The organism is Brevundimonas olei (assembly GCF_037055245.1).
GTDB classification, from domain to species: domain Bacteria; phylum Pseudomonadota; class Alphaproteobacteria; order Caulobacterales; family Caulobacteraceae; genus Brevundimonas; species Brevundimonas olei.
In genome coordinates this window covers 1,882,857-1,897,692 of record NZ_CP146369.1, presented here as the reverse complement: position 1 = coordinate 1,897,692, position 14,836 = coordinate 1,882,857, and the positions used below count along the sequence as shown (strand labels likewise).

Here is a 14,836-nt window from a genome sequence, read left to right as displayed (position 1 = left end):
TCAACGCAGGGTCATTTCTTCGTAGACCGGCACGCGGTGGCGAATCTTCACATGGCCGACCCTGGGCGCATAGGCGAACAGGTCTTGGTGCTCGATCAGGAACAGCGAAGGCGCCGCCTCGCGGTACAGCCGCCCCAGCGCCTGATAGGCCTTCAGCCGCTCGTCGTCGTCCATGATCTCGCGCGCAACCTTCAGCTTGTCGGTGATCGCCGTGTCGCAGAAGAAGGGCGTCGGCCGCATGCAGGAAAAGTCCTCCATGGCGCGGGTGACATCGTAGTACTGGAAGCTGTTCCACGACAGGGCCAGAGCCTCGCCTGCCCAACTGTTGGTCTGATACTTCACCAGGAAGTCCGGCATGGTCATGACCTTGAGGCGGGTGTCGATGCCGACGGCGCGCCAGTATTCGGCCACGGCCTGGGACATCATGTCGTCGCCCGGCGCCGCGTCGGTCAGGACCTCCATCGTCAGATTGAAGCCGTTCGGGTAACCGGCCTGCGCCAACAGACGGCGCGCCTTGGCGGGGTCGTAGGGGTAGGGCGGGATGGTCGGGTCGTAGCCGAACACCCCCTTGGCCGCAGGCTGGCCTGACGGCTTGGCGTTTTCCGGCAGCAGGGAGGCGATCGCCTCCTTGTCGACGGCGTAGTTGAGCGCCTGACGCACGCGAACGTCGCGCAGGGGCGAGGCCGGATCGCCGCCCACATTGCGGAAGGAGTAGGCCTTCACCTGCATGGCGGGGGTGTAGAGGACGTGGAAGCCGTTGCGCTCCAGCCGCTCCGTCTCCTCCAGGTCGACCAGCGACAGGTCCACATCGCCCGACAGAAGGGCCTGTGTCCGCCCCGCCGCGCTCGGCAGTTCATAGAAGACCACGCCGTCGATCGTCGACGGGCGCCATGATTTCGGGTTTCGGGCCAGGGTCAGACGGCGGGTGCGCTGGTCCCAGCCGGTCATGACGAAGGCGCCGGTGCCGACCGGTTTCTGAGCGTAGGCGTCCATGCCCATATCGGCCACGGCCTGTGGTTCGATCATCATGATGGCGGCCAGACGGCGCGGCAGGACCGGGTCGGGGCGCTCGGTGCGGATCTCCAGTTCCAGCGGCCCGATGGCGCGCGCTTCGACGATGCCGCGCGCTTCGGACCCGATCAGGGTGCGCTTGCCCTGATCCGATCGCAGGAAGGCGAAGACCTCGGCCGCGGCCTCGGCGTCGAACGGGCGACCGTTGGAGTAACGCACGCCTTCGCGCAGCTTGAAGCGCCAGACCGTCGGTTCGACCAGCGTCCATTCGGTCGCCAGACCCGGCCCCAGCTGGTCGTTGTCGTCGATGGCGGTCAGGCCGTCGTAGATGGCCAGCCACAGCAGGGAGCCGGGACGGCTGTTGCCCCGGAACGGATTGCCCAGACTGGAGGGCAGGCTGCCGGCGGCGACGCGCAGCACCTGGCTGCCGGTCGCAGGCGTCGGCTTGTCCGCGCCGCCCTGGCCGCAGGCGGCGACAAGGGCGGCGCTCAGACAGGCGGCGATGAAGAGGCGAAGGCGTTTCGGCGTCATGAGGGGGACGGCTCCTGCATGCGGGCGTTCGCGCCGATGATGTCCATCACGCCGGCCAGCGCCTCGTCCGAGATCGGCCCGCCGGCTTCCAGGGCGGCGCTCAGGCGCGGGTCGGCCAGGGCGGCGGCCGGGTTGAGGGCGGCGGCCAGCAACAATTGCGTATAGGCGCTCTTGGGGTGGTAGAGGACCTCTGCGACCGGCCCCTGTTCGACGACCTGACCGCTTTCGATGACGCAGACGTGGTCGGCCATGCGGCGCACGCTGCGCATGTCGTGCGAGACGAACAGCATGGCCAGATTTAGCCGATCCTTCAGCTCCAGCAGCAGGGCGGAGACCTTGTCCTGATTGGCGAAGTCCAGGGCCGAAAGCGCCTCGTCGGCGATCAGCAGGCGCGGCTCCATCGACAGGGCGCGGGCGATGGCGACGCGCTGTTTCTGCCCGCCGGACAGGGCGGCGGGCCGTAGGTCCAGCAGGCGGTGGTCCAAGTGAACGAGGTCCATCAGTTCTTCGACCCGCCGCCGTCGCGCCGCGCTGTCCAACCTGCCCACTACGATCAGCGGCTCTTCCAGTACGGCGCGGATGGACTGACGCGGGTTCAGGCTGGCGCCGGGGTCCTGAAAGACCATCTGGATGCCGTGCAGCATGGCCTTCGAGCGTTTGCCCAGTGGCGGCAGCGCGATGCCCTCGAACATGATCGTCCCTTCAGCAGGCGTCGCCAGGCCGGCGACGGCGCGGACCAGGGTCGACTTGCCCGATCCCGACTCGCCGACGATGGCCATGACCTGGCCGGGCGCCAGGTCGAAACCGGCGCCGCGCAGGACGAAGCGGCGGTCACGCCCGCTGCCGTATGCGACGCCCAGGTTCTGAATCGATAGAAGCGGCGTGGTCATGGCCGTCTCCCCAGGTGGGCGGCGTCCCGCAGGCTGCGGGTGAAGGGATGCCGGGGCTCGTACAGCACCTGCGCCGTGCGGCCTTCCTCGACGATCTCGCCTTCCAGCATGACGGCGATGCGGTCGCAGACGGCGCCGGCGGCGGCGATGTCGTGGGTGATCATCAGGGCGGCGGCCTGCTGGGCCTGACGCCGCAGCAGAGCCAGAATCTGCAACTGGACCGTCGGGTCCAGCGCGGTGGTCGGCTCGTCGGCCAGGATCAGGGCCGGCTGGTTGATCAGGGCCAGGCCGATCATGGCGCGCTGGCGTTGTCCGCCCGACAACTGGTGCGGGAAGGCGTCGATGCAGGCGTCGGCGCCCGGCAGGCGCATGGCGCGCAGGGTTTCGACGGCCAGGGCGCGGGCGGCGGCCTTGTCGAGGCCGCGATGGCGACGCGCCGACTCAATCAGAATGGAGCCCACCGTCTTCACCGGGTTGAACGAGGAGAGGGGGTCCTGGAACACCATGCCGATGCGGCCGCCGCGCACGGTGCGCCATTCCGCCTCGGTCAGATTGTCGATGCGGCGGCCTTCCAGACGAATCTCGCCGCCCGCGACGCGCACGCCCGGCGGAACCAGGCCGCCGACGGCGAAGCAGGTCAGGGTCTTGCCCGACCCCGACTGGCCGACCAGGCCGACGATCTCGCCGCGGCGGATCGTCAGGTCGAGGTTGGGGATCAGGACGCGGCGGTCGGCGACGGTCTCCAGCCTCAGCTTGCGGATATCCAGCACCATTTCGTGCGCCGTATTCAGGTCAGCAACGCTCATCGGGTCAGGTTCCGCAGGTGCTGCCCCACGCTGTGGGCGGCCACGATGATGATGACCATGGCGAAGGCGGGGCCCAGCGTCAGCCACGGGGCCTGCAGCATGAAGGCGCGTCCTTCGCTCAACATGGCGCCCCAGGTCGCGGCCCCCAGCGGTGCGCCGATGCCCAGGAAGGACAGGGCGCTTTCGGCCACGATCATTTCGGCGAAGTGGAAGACCACCACCACCGACAGCGTCGGCACCAGGGCGGGCAGGACGTGGTGAGCGTAAAGGCGCACGACGCTCATGCCGGTCATCTCGGCGGCTTGGACGTATTCGCGCTGAAACAGGCTGCTGGCCTCGGCGTAGACAACGCGAGAGAAGACCGGCCAGGTCACCAGGCCGAGCGTCAGGGTGACCGCCCAGAAGCCGCTATCGCCCAACAGGGCGATCACGGTCACCGCCATGACGAAGGACGGAAAGGACTGGGTGAAGGTGGTCAGCAGTTTCAGGGCGCCGCCCAGCCAGGCGCCCTTGTGCGCCGCCGCCAGGCCGAAGGTCGTACCGATGCAGAAGGCGATCAGGGTGGCACAGAAGGCCGAACCCACTGACCAGCGCATCCCGTTCAGCAGGCGCGCTAGCACATCGCGTCCCAGTTCGTCCGTTCCCAACAGATGGCCCGGCGCCAGCGGCGCGGCCAGACGCATCGACAGATTGATGGCGCGGTGGTCATGGCCGGACAGGGCGTCGCCGAAGATCATGACGGCGAGGCAGAACAGGCCCACCACGCCGGCGCCGACAATGGCGGGGGACAGGCTGCGGCTCATGATGCAGCCCTCGCGCGGCTGCGGATGCGCGGGTCCAGCAGGGCCTGCACCGCCTCGGTGACGGCGTTGCTGAGGAAGACGCTGACCACCATGACGAAGACCACGGCCTGCACCACGGGGAAGTCTAGGTTCAGCGTGGACTGCACCAGCAGCCAGCCGATGCCGGGCCAGGCGAAGATGGTCTCGATGACCACAAGGCCTGTCAGCATGAAGGCCAGTTCAGCCCCGATCAGGGCGACGGCGCCCAGCAGGGCGTTGGGCAGAACATGGCGCCACAGGATCTGGTTTTCGGACGCCCCGGTCGAGCGGGCGGTGCGCACGAAGTCGGCGGCCAGGGCGGCATGAGTGTTGGCCTCGACCACGCGGATCAGCTTGGGGGCCAGGAAGGAGACGACCGAGATCACCGGCAGCACCCAGGTCGCCGGTCCGCCGTAGCCGATCGACGGCAGCCATTCGAGCCCGGCGGCGAACAGGTTGATCAGCAACAGGGCGATGACGAAACCGGGAAAGCCCTGCATCACCGTCAGCACGCCGCGCACCGCACGACGCGCCGCCCCGGTGCGCTTCTGCCCCAGCCAGGCGCCCAGCGGCAGGGAGATCAGCAGGTTCAGACTCAGCGCCATTGCGGCCAGGAACAGGGTGGCGGGCAGGGAGGCCAGGACCTTGCCCAGGGCCGGGCTTCCATCGGTCAGCGACTTGCCGAAGTCGCCCTGAAGCAGCCGCAGCATGGTCTGGCCATACTGGACGATCAGGCTCCTGTCGAAACCGTACTCGACGCGGATCGCCTCGATCTGAGCCGGAGAGGCGCCTTCGCCCGCAATGACCAGGGCCGGGTCGCCGGTCAGTCGCAGCAGGAAGAACAGCACTGTCATTGCGGCGATCAGGACAAAGGCGAAGTCCCGTAAGCCGCCGAGGATACGAGAGGAGGACATCAGAGGCGTCGGCTCGCTTCGACCCCGTTCGAAACGGTCGGATGAGGCTTGGACATGTCCTGAACGGTCTCCGCCGAAGAGTCGTATCTAAGTTAAGACATCATCCTTAGGGCAAGCGAAGCGCCTGTCAACGTTGCTCAGTCCTCTGACATGAGCTCGCGCAACACCGCTTCGGTATCCTGCCCCAGCTTCGGCGGCGGGGCGTCGTATCGCACCGGCGTCTTGGACAGGCGGATAGGCGAGGCGACGGTGCGGACGGGGTCGGCCAGGTCGGGCCGGGTCTGCTCGACCGTCAGGCCGCGATGGATCGCCTGAGGCTCGGCGAACACCTGGTCGATGGTGTTGACCGGACCGCAGGGCACGCCCGCCGCCTCCAGCGCCTGCATCAGCCCCTGCATGGTGAAGCCTTCCGTCTTCGCGGCGATCAGCGTCCCCAGCGCCTCGCGCTCGGCGACCCGTAGGGCGTTGCTGGCGAAGCGGTCCTCGACCTCCAGCCCCAGGGCGGCGCACAGGGCGCGGAACTGGCCGTCATTGCCCACGGCGATGATCACCCTGCCGTCCGAGCACGAGAAGGGCTGATAGGGGGCCAGATTGGGGTGGGCGTTGCCCATCCGCGTCGGCGCGGTCCCTGAGACGAACCAGTTGGTCGCCTGATTGGCCAGCATGGCCGCCTGGACGTCAAACAGGGCGATGTCGACGTGCTGACCTTCGCCGCTCGCCCGTGCGTGCCACAGCGCCGCTAGAATGGCGTTGGAGGCGTAAAGGCCGGTGAACAGGTCCACGACCGCCACCCCGACCTTCATCGGCTCTGCGCCCGGCGCGCCGTCGGGCTGGCCTGTGATCGACATCAGCCCGCCCATGGCCTGGATCATGTAGTCGTAGCCGGCCCGGTGCGCGTCCGGCCCGTCTTGGCCGAAGCCGGTGATGGAGCAATAGACCAGCTTCGGATTGATCGCCGCCAGCGAGGCGTAGTCGAGGCCGTACTTCTTCAGCCCGCTGGTCTTGAAGTTCTCGACCACCACGTCGCAGGTCGTAGCCAGGCGACGCACGGTCTCGACGCCGTCTGGGGTGGCGATGTCCAGCTCGACCGACTTCTTGCCTCGGTTGGCGCACAGGAAATAGGCGGCGTCGCCCAGTTGTCCGTCCGCCGTCGTGGTGAAGGGCGGGCCCCAGTGGCGGGTGTCGTCGCCCGCACCGGGCCGTTCGATCTTGATGACCTCGGCTCCCAGGTCCGCCAGCGTCTGCGTCGCCCACGGCCCGGCCAGAACCCGCGACAGGTCCAGCACGCGCACCCCGTGAAGCGGGCCTGTGGGGGTGTCGGAAATCGTGGGGCTGAGGGTCATGACGGGCCCTTAATCAGAAGGCGGCTTCGCCGGTGATGGCGCGGCCCAGGATCAGGGCGTGAACGTCGTGCGCGCCTTCATAGGTGTTGACCGTCTCCAGGTTCATGGCGTGGCGCATGACGTGCAGTTCGCCGGTGATCCCGGCCCCGCCGTGCATGTCGCGGGCCTCGCGCGCCACGGCCAGGGCCTTGCCGCAGTTGTTGCGCTTCATCAGGCTGATGGCCTCGGGCACCCAGGCGCCCGTGTCCAGCAGACGACCCAGGGCGTAGGCGCCCTCGAAGCCGAGGAAGATCTCGGTCTGCATGTCCGCCAGCTTCTTCTGCACCAGCTGGCGCGACGACAGCGGACGGCCGAACAGGGTGCGCTCGGCCACATAGTCGCGGCTGGCGTGAAGGCAGAACTCGGCCGCGCCCATCGCGCCCCAGGCGATGCCGAAGCGCGCCTTGTTCAGGCAGGAGAACGGCCCGCGCAGCCCCTGCACCCCCGGCAGGAGATTGGCTTCCGGCACGAAGACGTCGTTCAGGCCGATGTCGCCCGTCACCGAGGCGCGCAAGCTGAGCTTGTCGCCGATCTTGCCCGTGGTGAAGCCGTCGAAATCGCGCTCGACGATGAAGCCCCTGATCTTGCCGTCCAGCTTGGCCCAGACGATGGCCAGGTCGGCGATGGGCGAGTTGGTGATCCAGTATTTGCCGCCGTTCAGACGATAGCCGCCGTCGACCGCGACCGCCGTGGTCTTCATCGAGGCCGGGTCCGACCCGCCGTCGGCCTCGGTCAGGCCGAAGCAGCCGACCAGTTCGCCCGCCGCCATCTTGGGCAGGAACTTCGCCTTCTGCTCGTCCGAGCCGAAGGCGTAGATCGGGTACATGGCCAGCGACGACTGCACGGACATGGCCGAACGATAGCCGCTGTCGACCGCCTCGACCTCGCGCGCGATCAGGCCATAGGCGACGTGCGACGCTTCGGAGCCGCCGTACTGCTCGGGCAGCATGGCGCCCAGGAAGCCCATCTCGCCCATCTCGGTCATGATGGCGCGATCGAAGACCTCGTCGCGGAAGGCGGCGACCACGCGCGGCAGCAGGGCCTCGCGCGCATAGGACCGCGCCGCATCCTGAACCATCCGCTCTTCATCGGTCAGCCGCCCCGTCAGGTCGAACGGATCATCCCAGCGGAAGGTTTGGGCGGAAGAAGCGGCGGAGTTCGACATGATGGGCGTTCCTGATGGACTGGAAGGTGCGGGAAGGCGCTTGCCAAGGCTGCGCGTTTAGATGATATAAAACTATATCATTTGATCCAGCAATGCCCTTGTGCGGCGTATCATCGGGAGAAGGCATGGGCCGGGGCTCCACCCTCGTTGAAAAGATCATCGCCCGAGCCGCCGGTCTGGACCGGGTCGCGCCCGGCCAACTGGTGACGGCTCAGGTTGATCTGGCCTTTGCGCACGACAGTTCGGGGCCGCGTCGCTGGGCGCCGATGCTGCGCGAGCTGGGTGTGGGGCTATGGGATCCGCAGAAGGTCGCCATCGTTTCGGACCACTATGTCCCGGCGGTGGACGCCGAATCCGCGCGCATCCTGAAGCTGGCGCGAGAGTTCGCGGCCGAGCATCAGGTCGGCGCCTTCTTCGACATGGTGGGCATCTGTCATCTGGTCCTGCCCGAGCATGGCCTGATCCGGCCGGGCGCCTTCGTGGCGGGCGGCGACAGCCATTCGCCGACGGCGGGCGCGTTCGGCGCCTATGCGGCGGGCTATGGCGCCACCGACATGGCCGCCATCGTCGCCACGGGCGAGACCTGGCTGGCGGTGCCCGAGACGATCCGCGTCGAGTGGTCGGGCCGGTTCGGCGCGGGCGTGGCGGCCAAGGACATCATGCTGTTCCTGTGCCGCGAACTGGGCATGGACAACGCCTTCAAGGCGATCGAGTACGGCGGCGACACGGTCGAGGGCCTGTCGATGGCCGAGCGTATGGTCCTGTGCAACATGGCCGCCGAACTGGGCTGCGAGGCCGGGGTCGTGGCGCCGGACCGGACCACGTTCGACTATCTTCGCGCGGCCGGGCGTCCGGTCGAGGATGAGGCGGCGGCTCTGGCGCTGGCGTCGGACCGCGATGCCGCCTACGCCGCCGTCCACTGCTTCGATGCGGCGACGCTGCAGCCCCAGATCGCCGCGCCGCATGATCCGTCGCGCACTCAGGACGTGACCGAACACGCCGGGATCAAGGTGGATCAGTGCTATATCGGCGCCTGCGTCGGAGCCAAGATCGAAGACCTGCGCATGGCCGCCGCCGTGCTGAAGGGCCGCAAGGTGTCGCCGGACACCCGACTGTTGATCGCCCCGGCGTCGCAGAAGACCACGACGACAGCGACGCAGGACGGCACCTTGCAGACGCTGATGGAGGCGGGGGCGGTCCTGCTGCCGTCTGGCTGCGGCGCCTGCGCTGGCTATGGCGCCGGGGTGCTGGCGGATGGCGAGGTCTGCATCTCTTCGACCAACCGCAACTTCAAGGGGCGCATGGGGTCCAAGGAGGCGCAGGTCTATCTCGGCTCGCCCTATTCCGTGGCCGCCGCTGCCGTTGAAGGCCGCATCGCCGATCCGCGTCAGTTCCTGGGAGAGGCGGCATGAGCGGTCGGGCCTTCGTCTTCGGCGACAATATCGACACCGACGTCATGGCGCCTGGCACGCTGATGAAGCTGCCGCCCGAGGAACTGGCGCAGCATTGTCTGGCGGCTGTCGATCCTGACTTCGCCCGCACGGTGGCCAAGGGCGACTTCGTCGTCGGCGGCCGCAGCTTCGGCATCGGCTCGTCGCGCGAGCAGGCGGCGGTGTCGTTGAGCCTGCTGGGCGTGCGCGCCGTGATCGCGCGCTCTTTCGCTCGTATCTTCTGGCGCAATGCGATCAATCTGGGGGTGCCCTGCATCACCCTTGAACAAGCGGGCGAGATTTCCGCAGGCGACCGGCTGGAGGTCGATCTGGCGGCCGGGCGTCTGACGAATCTGACGACGGGGCAGGGCTATGATTTCGCGCCCCTGCCGCCGCACCTTATGGCCATGATGGATGACGGGGGGCTGATGTCGCACCTGAAGAAGAAGCTGGGGGGCGCCGCATGAGCGAGCGGTTGAACCTGCGTCGCCGGCTCAAACAGTCGCACGCCCTGCTGGCGCCGGGATGTTATGACGCCCTGTCCGGCCTGTTGATCCAGCAGGCGGGGTTCGAGGCGGCCTATTTGTCGGGCGCCTCGGTCGCCTATACCCAGCTGGGGCGGCCTGATATCGGCTTGGTCAGTCTGGATCACGTCGTTGACGTGGCGGCGCGCATCACCGAGCGTATCGACATCCCTCTGATCGTCGACGCCGATACCGGCTTCGGCAACGCCCTGAACATGGGCCGGACGGTGAGGCTTTTCGAGCGCGCGGGCGCCCGCGCGATCCAGATCGAGGACCAGACCTTCCCCAAGCGGTGCGGCCATCTGCGCGGCAAGGGGGTGATTTCGGCGCAGGAGATGGCGGGCAAGGTCCGCGCCGCCGTCGATGCGCGCCACGACGACGACACCCTGATCATCGCCCGCACCGACGCTATCGCGGTCGAAGGCTTTGAAGCGGCGATGGATCGCGCCGAACTGTTCCTTGAGGCCGGGGCCGACGTCCTGTTCGTCGAGGCGCCGCGCGATCTGGAGCAGATGCGGGCGGTGGCCGAACGCTTCGCCGCCCGCGTTCCCCTGCTGGCCAATATGGTCGAGGGCGGAGACACGCCGCTGAGTTCGGCCGACAGCCTGTCCGAGTTGGGCTATCGTCTCGTCATCGCGCCGGGCGCGATGGTGCGGGCCGTCATTCCGGCAGTCGAAGCCTTCCTGTCGGTATTGAAGCGCGATGGCGGCACGGCGGCGCACCGGGCGCACATGACCGACCTGATGGGGGTCAACGCCCGCATCGGCCTGGATGAGATGATGGCGCTGGGACAGCGATACGAAGCGCAGGAAGAGGAGAAGGCATGACCGTCGCAGACCCCAACCTCTACGACTACTGGCCTTATCGGGACCGGCCGAAGATCGTCTGGCCCGGCGGCAGGAAACTGGCCTTCTGGGTTGCGCCGAACATCGAGTTCTATGAGTTCGATCCCGCGAAGAACCCCGGCCGCGCCGGCTGGCCCAAGCCTGCGCCCGATGTCGTCGCCTATTCCCAGCGCGACTGGGGCAACCGCGTCGGTCACTGGCGACTGATGGAACTGCTGGACAAATACGGCCTGCGCGGCTCGGTGTCGCTGAACGTCGCCCTTTGCGACCACCATCCCGAGATCATCGAGGCCTGCGTCGAGCGGAACTGGGAGTTCTTTTCGCACGGCATCTACAACACCCGCTATTCCTACGGCATGGACGAGGCGCAGGAGCGCGCCATCATCGAAGACGCCATCCGTACGGTCGAAAAGGCCAGCGGCCAGCGTATCCGCGGCTATCTGGCGCCAGCGTTGACGCACACCGAGCGGACGCTGGACCTGATCGCCGAGAACGACTTCTGGTACACCTGCGACCTGTTCCAGGACGACCAGCCGCAGCCGGTGAAGACGGCGTCAGGCAAGTTGATTTCGCTGCCCTATTCGCTGGAGGTGAACGACGTCATCACCTACGGCGCACTGGGGATGAGCCCGGCGCGCTACACCGACATCCTGAAGCGGCACTTCGACCAGTTGCTGGAAGAGGGCGAGCAGAGCGGCACGGTCATGTGCATTCCCCTGCACGCCTATCTGGTCAGCCAGCCGCACCGCATCGGCCCGTTCGAAGAGGCGCTGAAACACATTATGGGCCACGCAGACGACGTGTGGTTCGCCACCGGCGCCGAGATCGCGGGCTACTATCGCGACCACTGCTGGGACCAGACGCAGGCCGATATCGCGGCAAGAGGCTGCGCGACCGGAGGAAAGGGGTTCGGCCATGGCGCTGCCTGAGGACTATCTGACCTATCCGCACCGCTCCTACGGCATGGATCAGACGCTGTATCCGTGGCGTCCGGCGACCGAGCGGTCGAAGATCGTCTGGCCGGACGGCAAGACGGCCGCCGCGATGATCGTGGTCCCGCTGGAGTTCCATCGCCTGAACCCGCAGGGCAAGCCGTTCAAGCACCCCGGCGCCATGCAGACGACCTATCCGGATCTGCGCCACTTCACGACGCGCGACTACGGCAATCGTGTGGGCGTTTTCCGCATTCTGGATGCGCTGAAGGCGAGGGGGCTGAAGGCGGTGTTTCCGACCAATGGGGTCCTGCTGGAACGCGTTCAGCCCTTGGTTGAGGCCATCCTCGCCGACGGGCACGAGATCGCCGCCTATGGCTGGGAGGCGGACTGCATCCACTGGAGCGGGCTTGAGCCGGGCGTCGAAGCGGAATGGATCGGCTGCACGCGCGACGCCTTCGACAGGGCGGGGCTGAAGCCGCGCGCCTGGATGAGCCCGGCGCGGCAGCAGTCGTTCCAGACGCTGGCGCTGATCGCCGAGGCAGGCTTCGATATCTGCCTGGACTGGGAGCAGGACACGGTTCCCGTGCCGATGCAGACGGAAAAGGGCGTGGTCTGGGCGGCGCCTTTATCGAATGAACTGGATGACCGCACCCTGCTGACCGTGCGCCTTCAGACCGAGGACGAATGGGCCGATCAGGTGCTTGAGGCGATCCGCCTGCACAAGGCCGAGGCCGACCGTTTCGGCGGCCAGGTCGTCGGCTTCACCCTGACACCCTACGTCAGCGGCCTGCCGTTCCGGATGAAGCCTGTCCGCAGCGTGCTGGACGGTCTGGCGCAGGACGACGCCGTATGGACCGCCGGCGTCTCAGAGATTGTCGAGGCGGCGCGCGGCTGAGGCCGCCGTCGTCCCGGCTCCAGACTCGGTCGTCGCCCCCAACCTTCGGCCGGGAAGCGTAAAAGCGTAAAAGGAAGGGCGGCGGATTTCGGTCCGCCGCCCTTCAATTCTTCAGGCTGCCGTCGGCTCAGCGCGAGGAAAGCCAGTCCAGCACGTCCTGCGCCGACACCACGTCGGCGTACTTCAGTTGAAGGTCCGTCAGATTGGCGTAGTGGTAGCTCTCGTGCTTGTCCGCCACGCACTCCTCGGCGACGATGGTGCGGAAACCATAGGACAGGCTGTCCACCGCCGTGGCGCGCACGCAACCCGAGGTCGAGCCGCCCGTCACCAGAACCGTATCCACCTTGTGCCAGCGCAGGTAGGAGTTCAGCGGCGTCTCGAAGAAGGCCGAGGGCATCCGCTTGGTGTAGATCAGGTCGACGGCCTCATCGATCTGGCAGCGCGGATCGAAGGCGTGGCGTTCGGACCCGTATTTGATGTTCTGCAGGCTGTCGGGCGTATCGGTGCGCGTGCCCCAGACCCCGGCGTCGCCCGCGTCGGCCTTATAGGCTACATGGCTCCAGATCACCGGCATCCCCTTGGCGCGCGCGGCGGTCGAAATGCGGTTGGTGAAGCCGATCTGGTCAGGATGGGTCACATAGGCCGTCTTCGGAAACAGGTCGGGACGGGTGTAGGACTGCTGGAAATCGACGTTCACCACAGCCAATTTCTCGCCGAAGCCGAAACGGGCGCGGGCGGGATTGGCCTTGACCGCCTCGAACAACTCACGCGCTGTCTTGTTCTCGCGGATCATGGTCGGTTCGAAGACAAGGTCGCTCACAGTCGGTTCGTCCTTAATGGTATAAAGATAGGCCAACTATAGCCCGTCCTGCGGCGGGCGCTAGCCGATCCTGAAGCGGCGCAGCGGAAATCAGGCGCCGTCCTGCCAGTTTCCTTCCTCGCGGCGGCTGAGCAGGTGATAGCGGAATCGGTCAGCGTGATAATGGGCGTGAATGTACTGGACCGGCGTGCCGTCGGACCGGCGCATGATCCGTTCGATCCTGAGCAGGGGCGATCCGATCGCCACCTCAAGCGCCGAGGCTGCAGAGGTGTCCGCCCCCACCGCTGAAATCCACAGCTCGGCTTCATGCGGGGTCGCGCCGGCTCGCTCCAGAAGATCCAGCATGGACTGTTCGGCGAAGGCGGCGTCATCGCAGTCGCTGGCGACGATTTCCGGCAGCCAGGACACCAGATAGGAAAAGGGCGTCTCGCCCAGTCGGCGCAGGCGGATGATGCGCTGGACCGGCGCGCCCGGGATGACCGCCAGGGCGCGCGCGACATCGGCGTCGGCCGCCTCGACCCGGCTCTCCAGCAGTTCGACCTGGGTCTCGTGTCCCATGGTCTTGAGCGAATCCATCAGGGTGGAGAACGAACCCGTCACCACAGGCAGTTCGACCTGCGGCGTCACTACCGTGCCGCGCCCGCGATGACGTGTCACCAGACCAGCCTCGGCCAACTCATTGAGCGCCCGCTTGACCGTGATGCGCGAGGCGCCCAGCATTTCCGATATCTGGTGTTCGCCGGGCAGCAACGACCCGGCCGGAAACACGCCGCGCCTGATGCGCTCGGCCAGCAGCAGACGGATCTGGTGGTAAAGGGGGACGGGCAGCCGATCGTCCAGAAGGTCGGGACGAAGATCCAGGGCGGCGTCTGTCGGCGAAGCGGATGTCATGTCGTCTTGTGTGGCTTGCGGCGGCGGCGGAGACAACCCGCAGTAGCCAAGCCGCTAAGGTCTGATAATAAGAACAAGTTCGCTAATTGACGACGCAGGCGTAGACGCCGGCGTGTGGAGGATAAGCTTGGCCAGACAGGGCGCTGGGGCAGGAGCCGACATCGGTCGGCGCAGCCTCAAGGCGGACGGCGGATCCAGCAGTCTGCCGATCTACCACCAACTGACCACCATCCTGCGCCAGCAGATCAAGGACAGCGCCTTTGCGCCGGAACAGCCGCTGCCGTCTGAAATGCAACTGGCGGCGGCCTATGACGTGTCGCGGGTAACCGTGCGTCGTGCGCTTGATCTGTTGGAGCGCGAAGGCTGGATCCGGCGCAAGCATGGCGTCGGCACCTTTGTCGCCCCTCGCGCCGACGAGGCGCAGCGAGAGGAGAGCCGAGTGTCCGGCCTGGTCGAGAACCTCATCACCCTGGGGCTTGAGACGACCGCGCGGTTGCTGGCCTATGAACCGGAGGCGCCGACTCCTGCCGCCGTGCTTCAGGCGCTGGATCTTCCGGCTGACGATCGCGCGCTGCGCATCGAGCGGCTGCGTTTCTTCAAGGACAAGCCGTTGTCGGTGACGACGGTGTGGCTGCCTCGCTCCGTCGCCCAACTGACGCCCAGGAGCGTTATCGATGACCGCCCGATCATGCGTATTCTTGAAGGCGGCGGGATTCGCGCGCAGCGCGCCGAACAGACCATCAGCGCCATTCCAGCCGACGATGCGGCGGCCAATAAGCTGAATGTGGCTATCGGGGCGCCGCTGCTGCGCCTGCGCCGGACGGTGTTCGACGGCGACGGCCGCCCGTTCGAGCATCAGGTCGGCCTCTATAATCCCGATCAGTATGAATACCACATGCTGCTGACGCGCGATAACAGCTCGGCCCGTCCGCAGTGGCGCCACATCGGTTGACGCGAAGCGCGGCGGGACAGGCCC

The 14,836-nt window shown here is 67.1% G+C and carries 15 protein-coding genes; 6 read left to right on the top strand and 9 right to left on the bottom strand.

Annotated elements, in window-relative coordinates; translation table 11 throughout:
- The 7 genes from V8J38_RS09060 to V8J38_RS09030 all read right to left on the bottom strand — a co-directional run bounded on the left by V8J38_RS09060 (position 1) and on the right by V8J38_RS09030 (position 7,520).
- Positions 1-1,542 carry an ABC transporter substrate-binding protein gene (locus V8J38_RS09060; RefSeq protein ID WP_338575119.1) on the bottom strand — a complete coding sequence of 514 codons (1,542 nt, stop codon included), beginning with the start codon at positions 1,540-1,542 and terminating at the stop codon, positions 1-3.
- Positions 1,539-2,432 carry an ABC transporter ATP-binding protein gene (locus V8J38_RS09055; protein WP_338575117.1) on the bottom strand — a complete coding sequence of 298 codons (894 nt, stop codon included), beginning with the start codon at positions 2,430-2,432 and terminating at the stop codon, positions 1,539-1,541. Before V8J38_RS09055 ends, V8J38_RS09060 begins: the two co-directional genes overlap by 4 nt.
- Positions 2,429-3,238, bottom strand: a complete 810-nt coding sequence (locus tag V8J38_RS09050; protein ID WP_338575116.1) for an ABC transporter ATP-binding protein — start codon at positions 3,236-3,238, stop codon at positions 2,429-2,431. The genes V8J38_RS09055 and V8J38_RS09050 overlap by 4 nt, the downstream gene beginning before the upstream one ends.
- Positions 3,235-4,041, bottom strand: coding sequence for an ABC transporter permease (locus V8J38_RS09045; protein WP_338575114.1), 807 nt, complete (start codon positions 4,039-4,041; stop codon positions 3,235-3,237). The genes V8J38_RS09050 and V8J38_RS09045 overlap by 4 nt, the downstream gene beginning before the upstream one ends.
- Positions 4,038-4,973 carry an ABC transporter permease gene (locus tag V8J38_RS09040; RefSeq protein ID WP_291775901.1) on the bottom strand — a complete coding sequence of 312 codons (936 nt, stop codon included), beginning with the start codon at positions 4,971-4,973 and terminating at the stop codon, positions 4,038-4,040. Before V8J38_RS09040 ends, V8J38_RS09045 begins: the two co-directional genes overlap by 4 nt.
- 137 nt (positions 4,974-5,110) lie before the next feature.
- The gene (locus tag V8J38_RS09035; protein ID WP_338575110.1) at positions 5,111-6,316 is read right to left on the bottom strand and encodes a CaiB/BaiF CoA-transferase family protein; all 1,206 of its coding nucleotides are present in this window, start codon (positions 6,314-6,316) and stop codon (positions 5,111-5,113) included.
- Positions 6,317-6,329: 13 nt separating this feature from the next.
- A complete protein-coding gene (locus tag V8J38_RS09030; protein WP_338575108.1) occupies positions 6,330-7,520 on the bottom strand; it encodes an acyl-CoA dehydrogenase in 1,191 nt (396 codons plus the stop codon).
- A 125-nt stretch (positions 7,521-7,645) separates the two neighbouring features.
- Between V8J38_RS09030 and V8J38_RS09025 the strand changes: the two genes are divergently transcribed.
- Genes V8J38_RS09025 through V8J38_RS09005 form a run of 5 tightly spaced genes read left to right on the top strand, consistent with a single transcriptional unit; the run spans position 7,646 to position 12,149 of the window.
- Positions 7,646-8,932, top strand: coding sequence for a 3-isopropylmalate dehydratase large subunit (locus V8J38_RS09025; RefSeq protein WP_338575106.1), 1,287 nt, complete (start codon positions 7,646-7,648; stop codon positions 8,930-8,932).
- Positions 8,929-9,417, top strand: a complete 489-nt coding sequence (locus V8J38_RS09020) for a 3-isopropylmalate dehydratase (RefSeq protein ID WP_338575104.1) — start codon at positions 8,929-8,931, stop codon at positions 9,415-9,417. The genes V8J38_RS09025 and V8J38_RS09020 overlap by 4 nt, the downstream gene beginning before the upstream one ends.
- Positions 9,414-10,301 (top strand): isocitrate lyase/PEP mutase family protein, encoded by an 888-nt coding sequence (locus tag V8J38_RS09015; RefSeq protein ID WP_338575102.1) that lies wholly within the window; start codon positions 9,414-9,416, stop codon positions 10,299-10,301. The genes V8J38_RS09020 and V8J38_RS09015 overlap by 4 nt, the downstream gene beginning before the upstream one ends.
- Complete coding sequence (locus V8J38_RS09010) at positions 10,298-11,248, top strand: polysaccharide deacetylase family protein (protein ID WP_338575100.1); 951 nt, start codon at positions 10,298-10,300, stop codon at positions 11,246-11,248. The genes V8J38_RS09015 and V8J38_RS09010 overlap by 4 nt, the downstream gene beginning before the upstream one ends.
- Positions 11,235-12,149: a polysaccharide deacetylase family protein gene (locus tag V8J38_RS09005; RefSeq protein WP_338575098.1), complete on the top strand. Its 915-nt coding sequence runs from the start codon at positions 11,235-11,237 to the stop codon at positions 12,147-12,149. Before V8J38_RS09010 ends, V8J38_RS09005 begins: the two co-directional genes overlap by 14 nt.
- A gap of 127 nt (positions 12,150-12,276) precedes the next feature.
- Here V8J38_RS09005 and V8J38_RS09000 read toward each other — a convergent pair whose 3' ends face one another.
- Both V8J38_RS09000 and V8J38_RS08995 read right to left on the bottom strand, forming a co-directional pair.
- Complete coding sequence (locus V8J38_RS09000) at positions 12,277-12,969, bottom strand: isochorismatase family protein (RefSeq protein WP_338575095.1); 693 nt, start codon at positions 12,967-12,969, stop codon at positions 12,277-12,279.
- 90 nt (positions 12,970-13,059) lie between these two features.
- Entirely contained in the window at positions 13,060-13,860 is an 801-nt protein-coding gene (locus V8J38_RS08995) for a GntR family transcriptional regulator (RefSeq protein WP_338575092.1), read from the bottom strand.
- A 127-nt stretch (positions 13,861-13,987) separates the two neighbouring features.
- Between V8J38_RS08995 and V8J38_RS08990 the strand changes: the two genes are divergently transcribed.
- Positions 13,988-14,812, top strand: coding sequence for a GntR family transcriptional regulator (locus V8J38_RS08990; protein ID WP_291775950.1), 825 nt, complete (start codon positions 13,988-13,990; stop codon positions 14,810-14,812).
- Positions 14,813-14,836 lie beyond the last annotated feature (24 nt).